We start from the raw sequence: 8,373 nt of genomic DNA on the forward strand, positions 1-8,373 counted from the left end.
TTACATAAAATCCCGTATCTTTGACCTTCCAAACCGGACAGAATGAAAAAAGCACTTTCCACCAACCAAGTTGTCATTGTACTCGTAGAGCACCCTGTTCTGGGGATATTACTCATCCCCTACACTGTCAGACGAACCCCTGACAACACGTTGGAAGTGATCGAACAAGCTTTCCATGCCTCTCCCGATGCGATCAAAAAAATGAATGAAGCAGAACAAAAAGCCATTGACATTGCTTCTCATTATACTGAAAAATATCTGATGGGAGTCTATTCCCGTGAAAAAACAGTCCCTAAATTCCTCCGCAAACTGGCCGAGGACAATAACAAACTTAAAGAACAAATCCGTCCTTTCATAGAGAAGAAACTGTTGGAGATGTTAGAACTGATACGCACCAGGCAACTTCCGTTTTATCAGAAACCAAGTGGAAGCAAGCAACTCTATGAACACCATGCATACCGTGTCCATCCCCACGATTTAGAAGCCCATTTCTCTTTTAAAGTAACCGAGGAATATTTCAGCTATCAACTGCAATGCTACTATGACGACCTGTCGGTTTCACTGATGGAACAAAAACCTGTCACTGTCCTCACCTCCAATCCTGCCACCCTATTGCTGGGTATGGATTTATTTACTGTCCCCCATATTGAAGCCTCACGCTTACTGCCTTTCACCAAGAAAGAACGTATCAGTGTGGACGCTTCATTGACTGAAAAATACATAGACAATATCATGATTCCCCTTGCGTATTACCATGAAATCAATATTCAAGGAGTCAAAGTGATCAGAGAAAGACGTCCGTGTGATGCTTATCTCTACCTTGAAGATACAATCTATAATGATACTTTGTTACGGCTTGATTTTCGTTATGGAGACCGGACTTTTTCACCTCATGGTTCCGATGGAATCAAGAAAATCATCTTCCGGGGGCAAGAGAATGGACAAACTGTCATCCACTATTTCCAACGTAACTCAACTGCCGAGAAGCAGGCAATCGGTCTGCTTCAAAAAGCCGGATTACAATGTATCAGTGATTCCCATTTCAAACTATCGCCTATCGCTCCCGAAAAAAACATTACCGAGTGGGTCAGCCGTCACCGGGAAATGCTACTGGAAAAGTTTATCTTATCAAGTGATACGCACAAGAAGCCATACTATCTTCCGGATATCCGGATAGAACAGGATTACGAAGATGGCCCCGACTGGTTCGAATTACATATCAATGTCGTCATAGACAATCAGAAAATTCCCTTCAGCCGATTCCGCAAAAATATACTGGACAACAACAGGGAATATCCCCTCTCTGACGGACGCATTATCCTCCTCCCCGAAGAATGGTTCACCAAATACGCCAATCTGCTTGAGATAGGTAAAGAATCAGGTAAGAACATCCGACTGAAGCGTCCTTTTGTGGGTGTAATAAAATCGATCCTGGAAAAAGGTCCAGGTATAGTAACCGACGTCCGATTGGAGAAACCAATCCCTGTACCTGCAGGACTCAAGGCCAATCTTCGCCCCTATCAGCAGAAAGGTTTCTCATGGATGGCAAACCTATACCTCGAAAGATTCGGAGGATGTCTGGCCGATGATATGGGCCTTGGAAAGACCTTGCAAACCCTTACACTTTTACAATACATCTACAAACCGGGAACAGCCGCCTCAACAAATCAGGAAACAAACAGCCTGGAAGAGAAAGAAAACACTCAAGGCTCTCCTGTACAAAAGGAAGCTTTCTTCGATGAAAAGGGGCAGTTATCACTTTTTCCGGTAAAAACCGAAGCCCCCAACGCCTCCCGAAGCGGACAAAACGACTTGCAATGTGCTGTACTAAATCAAAAGAAAAGCCAGACACCACGCCTGCATGCCACCCTTATTGTTGTGCCTACCTCGCTTTTGCATAACTGGAAACGGGAAGCATCCCGTTTTACCAGCCTGTCAATGACGGAATATAACGGAAACTCCACCAATGAAATCAATCGCTTGTCAAAGCACTTCGACCAATATCATCTGGTCTTTACCACTTATGGCACGATGCGCAATAATATTGCGACTTTATCCCAATATAAGTTTGAGTACATAGTTCTCGATGAAAGTCAAAACATAAAAAACAGCGAATCACTTACATTCCGTTCAGCGATACAATTACAAAGTAAACACAGGCTAATTCTGACAGGAACTCCTATTGAGAATTCCCTGAAGGATCTTTGGGCACAGTTTCATTTTCTACAGCCTGAACTTTTAGGAAACGAGACAGCGTTCAGCAAACAGTTCGTCAACGCCATCCGTCAAGGTGACGAACGGATGAAGTTTCGTTTACGACAACTCATTTCCCCATTTATACTACGCAGAAGCAAGCAGGAAGTAGCTCCGGAACTACCGTCATTAACCGAAGAAGTGATTTATTGCGACATGGCAAAGAAACAGAACGAGCTCTACCAACATGAAAAGAACAGTCTCCGGAACATTCTGCTGGAACAGACCGCAGAGAAAGGTCAGCAACCGCTCATAGTACTCAACGGGATTCTCCGTTTAAGGCAACTCGCCTGCCATCCGCAGATGATTTTACCCGGTTTCATCGGTGAATCCGGTAAACTAAACCTGATTATAGAGACCTTCGAAACACTCCGAAGCGAAGGCCATAAGGTCCTGATCTTTTCTTCTTTCGTCAAACATCTGGAATTGGTGGCCGATGAGTTTCGTAAACGTCAATGGGATTATGCTCTTCTAACAGGCTCTTCTACCAATCGCCCGGAAGAGATTGCACGCTTTAGCCGTGACCCCAGGATACAAGCTTTCCTTATCTCACTAAAAGCCGGAGGAGTGGGCCTCAACCTGACACAAGCAGACTATGTGTTCATCATCGATCCCTGGTGGAACCCGGCAGCCGAAGCACAGGCCATTGCCCGCGCGCACCGTATCGGACAAGACAAACAAGTAATTGCTTACCGTTTCATCACGCAAGGAAGCATAGAAGAGAAAATCATACAGCTACAAGAGGAAAAACGAAAACTGGCGGAAACTTTCATCACAGAAACAGATCAGCTCCCCACACTAACCAATCAGGAGTGGGCGGGACTTTTGTAAACTTCCCCCTCTATTAAATATTTAATAATGAGTATTATCGCTGAGTGCGCTACGAGAAAAGTCATTGTTTTGTAGTTTGAAGACTTGTTGGCAATTACTAAAATATTGTATTGATCTTGGTACGACATGTAATATCATCTCTTCATGTAGTCCAGGCTTATCTGTAACTCTTTTTACAAATCACTCAATATTGAAAACAACCCCAGAAGGTGTGTTTTTATCAATAAAAATCCGCAAACACAAAAACATTATTACTTTCCTCATCTTCAAGAAGTGAAGCAACCTGTTCTTTGAGTTTACCGCTGAGCTTGTTTTTGTAATATGCTTCTTCGAGTTCAGCAAAATCCAGTTCAAAGTGGTATGCATGTTCATAATAATTTAAAAGCCGGGGATTGATATACAACTCTTTTCCTTCAAAATCGGAAAGAGTTATTTTTGGGCGAAACAGTTCTCCTGTTGCTTTGTTGCGCATATAATACTTTGGTGTCGGAGATTTCGCTGTTTCCCGATAAGGGTAAACCGCTATAAACTGATATTTTCCCGCATCCATGCAGATATCCATAACCGTCATTGAGGTTTGACTGCTCAATATTGGTTTTTTGTGCATATATGGAGTTAAATGCTTTTCTTTGCTGTAATGAAAAACGGTGTCGGATTCAGGATTGTATAAAAGTAATCCGTCAGCCGACTTTCTCACACGTCCGTAACTCACCTGACCAGTAAATACACTGTTCAAATCTTTATAACTCAGATCTATATTTTTGTTTGGTAGTGAGATATAATCCAGCACTGTACCATCCAATTTGGAAATAAGAAAGAAAGCTGAATCAATGGTTTGTACTATACCTGGGGCATTGCTTTGCATGATAGATTTCCACAATTTCGTGTTATCATACACCAATATGGACACATCGTCAAACAAAGCCATTTGTCCGTTAACATTCGTCTGAGGTAAATTTATTTTCCTTTTGAATTCACCCAATGATGAATAGACCATAATATGATCGCTAAAGTCGGGCGAAACAAACACTTCATCATTTGCTTCGTCATACATTACCGAATATGCATCTCTGTATTCTTCCGATCCCTGTCCCCTACGGTTAAAATGTGATTTGGGATTTCCCTCTTTTGAGAAAAACAGCACGCTGTTCTGAGAGCGGTCTATAACAATAATATTGTTTTCGGTTACATAATCAATGCTGCCTTTATAGAGATAATCATCATTTTTCGAATTGAGGTACAGATAAGAGACATCCGCAATATCGGTGAGCTCAATTTTCTTTTCGGGATATTCTTTGGTGACATCAATAAATGCCAGTTTCTCTTGCAGTTCCTTATTAGAGGTGCAACTTGCAATTACAAGTGATAGAACTAAATAAAATACTTTTCTCATATTCATGATCTTCAATTTTAATTAATTAACAGAGCCTTATCATCCGCCAAAATAGATGATAAGCATTTAATAAAGAGTAAGTTGTCTATTATGGACAACAAACAGACTCTGAATTAACTTTGCAACAATGTAGATTGCCATTAGAACACCTGAATACATACGGATAACCATCTGGGCACAACGAAGACCCGCTTCCCCCGAAAATCACCTTCATTTCCAGACCTTCCAATACTACTGCATTTTGCAGTTTGTTTAGAGGCAGTAAAGAAAATTCCTAACAAAGTTTCCATATCAGTCTGATAGTTGCTTTCTTTGAAGTGACCAAACTTAAAAAAGATGTACCAAACTGATTTAACGGAAACAGAGTGGCAATATATAACAAAAGTGTTGAACCCGCAAGCAAGAAAGCGAAAATATGATTTACGAATGATTTGGAATGCAATCTTTTATTTAGTGAAGACCGGTTGTCAATGACGTATGCTCCCTCTTGACTTGTTGTTAGAGAAACTACGTGGATATGTACTTGTAAAACGGGGTCAAAATATGGAACCAAGTGTAGAACGATATTTCTTGATAAAAAGAAAACCAAATTAATATTCTACCAAATTAATTTAAAATACTTCAAGCACCCCAAACAAGATTAACAAATTTTGGAAAAGAATATTTGCTATCATCTATAAGACTTACCATATTTGTAAACAACACCATAATATTATGAAAAGAACAAGCTTGATTTTAGTAATTCTGAGTCTATGTTTTTCATCATATGCTCAATATACTGATCAAAAAGTTGCAGATTTGATCAACACGTACGATTATTTGGAACTAAAAAGGGTCTATCCTACTATAAAAGATAGTTTAGCATATCCAATGATAGGATTAATGGCTGAAGCTGGTATAAATTGCGCATTTAATCAACCACATGAGGCTATAAGCCTACTTGATTCTTTATTAAATAACTATTCAGCAGATTTGGGTTCATCTGCGGTTATAGCTTATACAATAATAAAGGCGGAACAATTATCTAAAATAGGAAAATATAAAGAGGCTGCTGAAACTCTAAAAAAAGTGAACGACTACGATAAAGACGCAGAAATGCAGACAATGATACATAATTACTACAAAGGGTACAAAAATCTAAGCAATACGCCTAAGAGCGAAGTCATAAGACAATCTCCTAACTCTGAAGTTATTATAGACATGATTACAGACATAAAAGGTGCAAAACACTATTGGTACATTCCAGTAGAAATAAATGGAACAAAAGAACCTTTTATATTTGATACCGGAGCAGCAATTCATATGGTTTCGACCTCATTTGCAAAAAAGCACCACATAAAGGTTGTAGCAGACTCCATGTCCATAACAGGTATATCAGGTGACATTGTCTATTCAAAAGTGGGAGTTGTAGATACACTCAGAATAGGTAATATTACCTACACTAATGTAAAAGTTAATATACTTGACAATATTTTCCCCAAAACAGATTCGTTGGTATATACTATGGAAGCTGTATTAGGTAATCCTTTCATGGAAGCTATAGGTCAAACAATAATATACCCTAAAGAACAGAAAATAATATTCCCATCTCTTTCACAAGATTTAAATATCCAAAAACGACCTTCTAATATGATTAATTTCATGGGTAGTGTTGGAGTAGAAGCTTTCTATAATAATCTTCGTTTACTTTTATTCTGTGATACAGGTATGACTATGGAAGGATATATTAATTATGATTTCTATCAACAAAACAAAGATAAATTTGGAGAGCTAAGACTTAAAAAAGATTCTGTCAAGGCTGGTGGAATAAGTGGATTTATAATTAATAAAAGCCATTCAATATCTGATTTCCCTTTAATTATTGATAAACACAAAACAAATATGCATAAGTTTTCTATCATGAAGAATGCTAATGGCAAATACAATGGCTATTTAGGGGTTGACTATTTCAAAAATTGCAAAGAGATACTTTTAGATTTTAAAAATATGATAATAATGGTAGAATAAGAAAAAACAATAAAGTTCAGTTTCTATACAATAGACAGGATTCACCGAATGCTTACCTTTTATTGTGATAATAATAATCGATTTCTGTTTTATCAAATTCTTTCAGATCAATACTATATACATTGCGCGAGGGATCTCCCATATAAAATCCTCCCAAAATATATAATTTCCCATCAAAGTAATACAAAGCTGGAGATTTCAATTTCAGATCTATCATATACGAACGAACTTGCCTGCTTTTTATATTGAACGTCTGCACAACACCTTGTTCAAAAATATAAATTATATCATTATGATAAGCTAAACTGGGCCAGCCAAGCCGATATAACAAATGTCCGGCATTGGTCCATGCGCCTGTCAATAAGTTATAACATTCAAGACTCCGTCCGCCACCGTTACTATTTCCGATTAAATAAATACAATGATCAACCAGAATTGCATCAGGAGCTCGCCTAATCGGCATTTTTCCCAACTCATACCAGTAGCCGGATTTTAAATTCCATAAATGCATTTCATCCGAATAGACTCCTTCATTATTTTGCAAAACCTTTTTAACACCGCCTAAAACAATCATATTATCTTTATACACAACGGATCCCAATAGAGTCGCTTGATGCGGATTAGTATAATCTGTCCAAACGGTATCACGCTTAATATCATATATTTCTATTGCATTATCCAGATAATCAACAATTCTGGTTTCAGACAATCTCTTTCCCCCTAAAATAAAAATTTTTCCATCATAATAACCCGCCGTATGATATGCCCTTTCTCTAAACTTATGCCTGATCGTCTCCCACTTATCTTGCTTGATATCATATCTATACATCATGTTACTATATTTTTCCCAAAATAGAGTAGAGCGTATATAATTCTGAAAGGGACCGCACGACGTACTCCCTCCTACAATATAAATCTGCCCATCTACCAAGACCGAAGCAAACGAATAGACTCCTCTTTTCAATGGAGACAATATTTCATAATGCAAAAAGCGATTTAAATGCCTATTGCTAAAAATAGATACTTCTTCCAAAACCCGATTATTCTCTATTAAAAAAACGGTACATCTATTTTTAATAAAATCACCATAAGACAATTTCTTGTGCAAATAATTAATATGAGAAAAATATAAAGTATCATTCAATGACAACGAATCATATTTCTCTAATGAGAACACACCCTTTTCATCACTGATAGCTATGACTCTCCTATCTTTCAAACAGATATATACATTTGAAAGAGGAATGCTATCCTTTTCACTCACGACACACGCTCTGTCCTGGGCTTTCCCAGTTACATAGCAAAAAAAGAATATTAAAAACAGACTTCTCATATAACAAATATTAAATAAAAATCAACCTTAAGCCATAACATTAATAGGTTCCAATGCAATGATCCAAGGTTGACTACCTATATTTAGCAACATATATTCAAGCTAAGGGGACATATACAAATACCTGTCAACAAAGATTCAAAAGTACTAAATATAAACATTAAATTATTCAGCATTTCCAGTTATCTTTAACTCCAAAGGAGAAGCGGAAGCATTGCAATATAGTATAATAGTTTTATTAAAGTGTTCCGGATGATCCGCTTTATAAGTTACTTTAACTGCTAAAGACTTTCCGGGCTGAACGGGTTCTTTGGAGTATTCAACAGAAGTACATCCGCAAGATGTCTTATTATCATAAACGACCAAATTATTATCACCAATATTGTGTATCTCAAAAGTTATATGCTGCTCTCGCCTCCAATCAAAACTCCTCAAATCAACCATATCTTTCTCTATTTTTATCACAGTTCGCATATTTGAAAGAGAATCTCCATCTATTCCTCCTGAAATAAGATGGATATAGAGTTCTCTTACATCGTAATTATGGACCGGATTT

6 protein-coding genes are annotated in these 8,373 nt (G+C 37.8%); 3 read left to right on the top strand and 3 right to left on the bottom strand.

Annotated features, from left to right (window positions below; translation table 11 throughout):
• Positions 1–42: 42 nt before the first annotated feature.
• On the top strand, positions 43–3,084 hold the full coding sequence (locus tag JZY04_RS12500; protein ID WP_122142638.1) for a DEAD/DEAH box helicase: 3,042 nt from the start codon (positions 43–45) through the stop codon (positions 3,082–3,084).
• A gap of 220 nt (positions 3,085–3,304) precedes the next feature.
• On the opposite strand, the gene JZY04_RS12505 is transcribed toward JZY04_RS12500, so the two are convergent.
• Positions 3,305–4,477, bottom strand: coding sequence for a 6-bladed beta-propeller (locus JZY04_RS12505; RefSeq protein ID WP_250706866.1), 1,173 nt, complete (start codon positions 4,475–4,477; stop codon positions 3,305–3,307).
• A 336-nt stretch (positions 4,478–4,813) separates the two neighbouring features.
• Here JZY04_RS12505 and JZY04_RS12510 point away from each other — a divergent pair, with 336 nt between their 5' ends.
• Together JZY04_RS12510 and JZY04_RS12515 are read left to right on the top strand one after the other, a co-directional pair.
• Positions 4,814–4,951: a transposase gene (locus tag JZY04_RS12510; RefSeq protein ID WP_032542923.1), complete on the top strand. Its 138-nt coding sequence runs from the start codon at positions 4,814–4,816 to the stop codon at positions 4,949–4,951.
• Positions 4,952–5,191: 240 nt separating this feature from the next.
• Positions 5,192–6,484 carry a retropepsin-like aspartic protease gene (locus JZY04_RS12515; protein WP_122142640.1) on the top strand — a complete coding sequence of 431 codons (1,293 nt, stop codon included), beginning with the start codon at positions 5,192–5,194 and terminating at the stop codon, positions 6,482–6,484.
• Between the two features lie 52 nt (positions 6,485–6,536).
• Here JZY04_RS12515 and JZY04_RS12520 read toward each other — a convergent pair whose 3' ends face one another.
• Both JZY04_RS12520 and JZY04_RS12525 read right to left on the bottom strand, forming a co-directional pair.
• Complete coding sequence (locus JZY04_RS12520) at positions 6,537–7,817, bottom strand: kelch repeat-containing protein (protein WP_122142641.1); 1,281 nt, start codon at positions 7,815–7,817, stop codon at positions 6,537–6,539.
• 165 nt (positions 7,818–7,982) lie between these two features.
• Positions 7,983–8,373 (bottom strand): DUF1573 domain-containing protein (locus tag JZY04_RS12525; RefSeq protein WP_220577430.1); only part of this gene is annotated, 391 nt, incomplete at its 5' end.

This window comes from Bacteroides sp. 11BF, from assembly GCF_019633765.1.
GTDB lineage: Bacteria > Bacteroidota > Bacteroidia > Bacteroidales > Bacteroidaceae > Bacteroides > Bacteroides hominis.

Bases quoted from the DNA above. Each gene is read 5' to 3' on its own strand.
- JZY04_RS12500 (WP_122142638.1), top strand. From the start codon at position 43: ATGAAAAAAGCACTTTCCACCAACCAAGTTGTCATTGTACTCGTAGAG.
- JZY04_RS12505 (WP_250706866.1), bottom strand. From the start codon at position 4,477: ATGAGAAAAGTATTTTATTTAGTTCTATCACTTGTAATTGCAAGTTGC.
- JZY04_RS12510 (WP_032542923.1), top strand. From the start codon at position 4,814: ATGTACCAAACTGATTTAACGGAAACAGAGTGGCAATATATAACAAAA.
- JZY04_RS12515 (WP_122142640.1), top strand. From the start codon at position 5,192: ATGAAAAGAACAAGCTTGATTTTAGTAATTCTGAGTCTATGTTTTTCA.
- JZY04_RS12520 (WP_122142641.1), bottom strand. From the start codon at position 7,817: ATGAGAAGTCTGTTTTTAATATTCTTTTTTTGCTATGTAACTGGGAAA.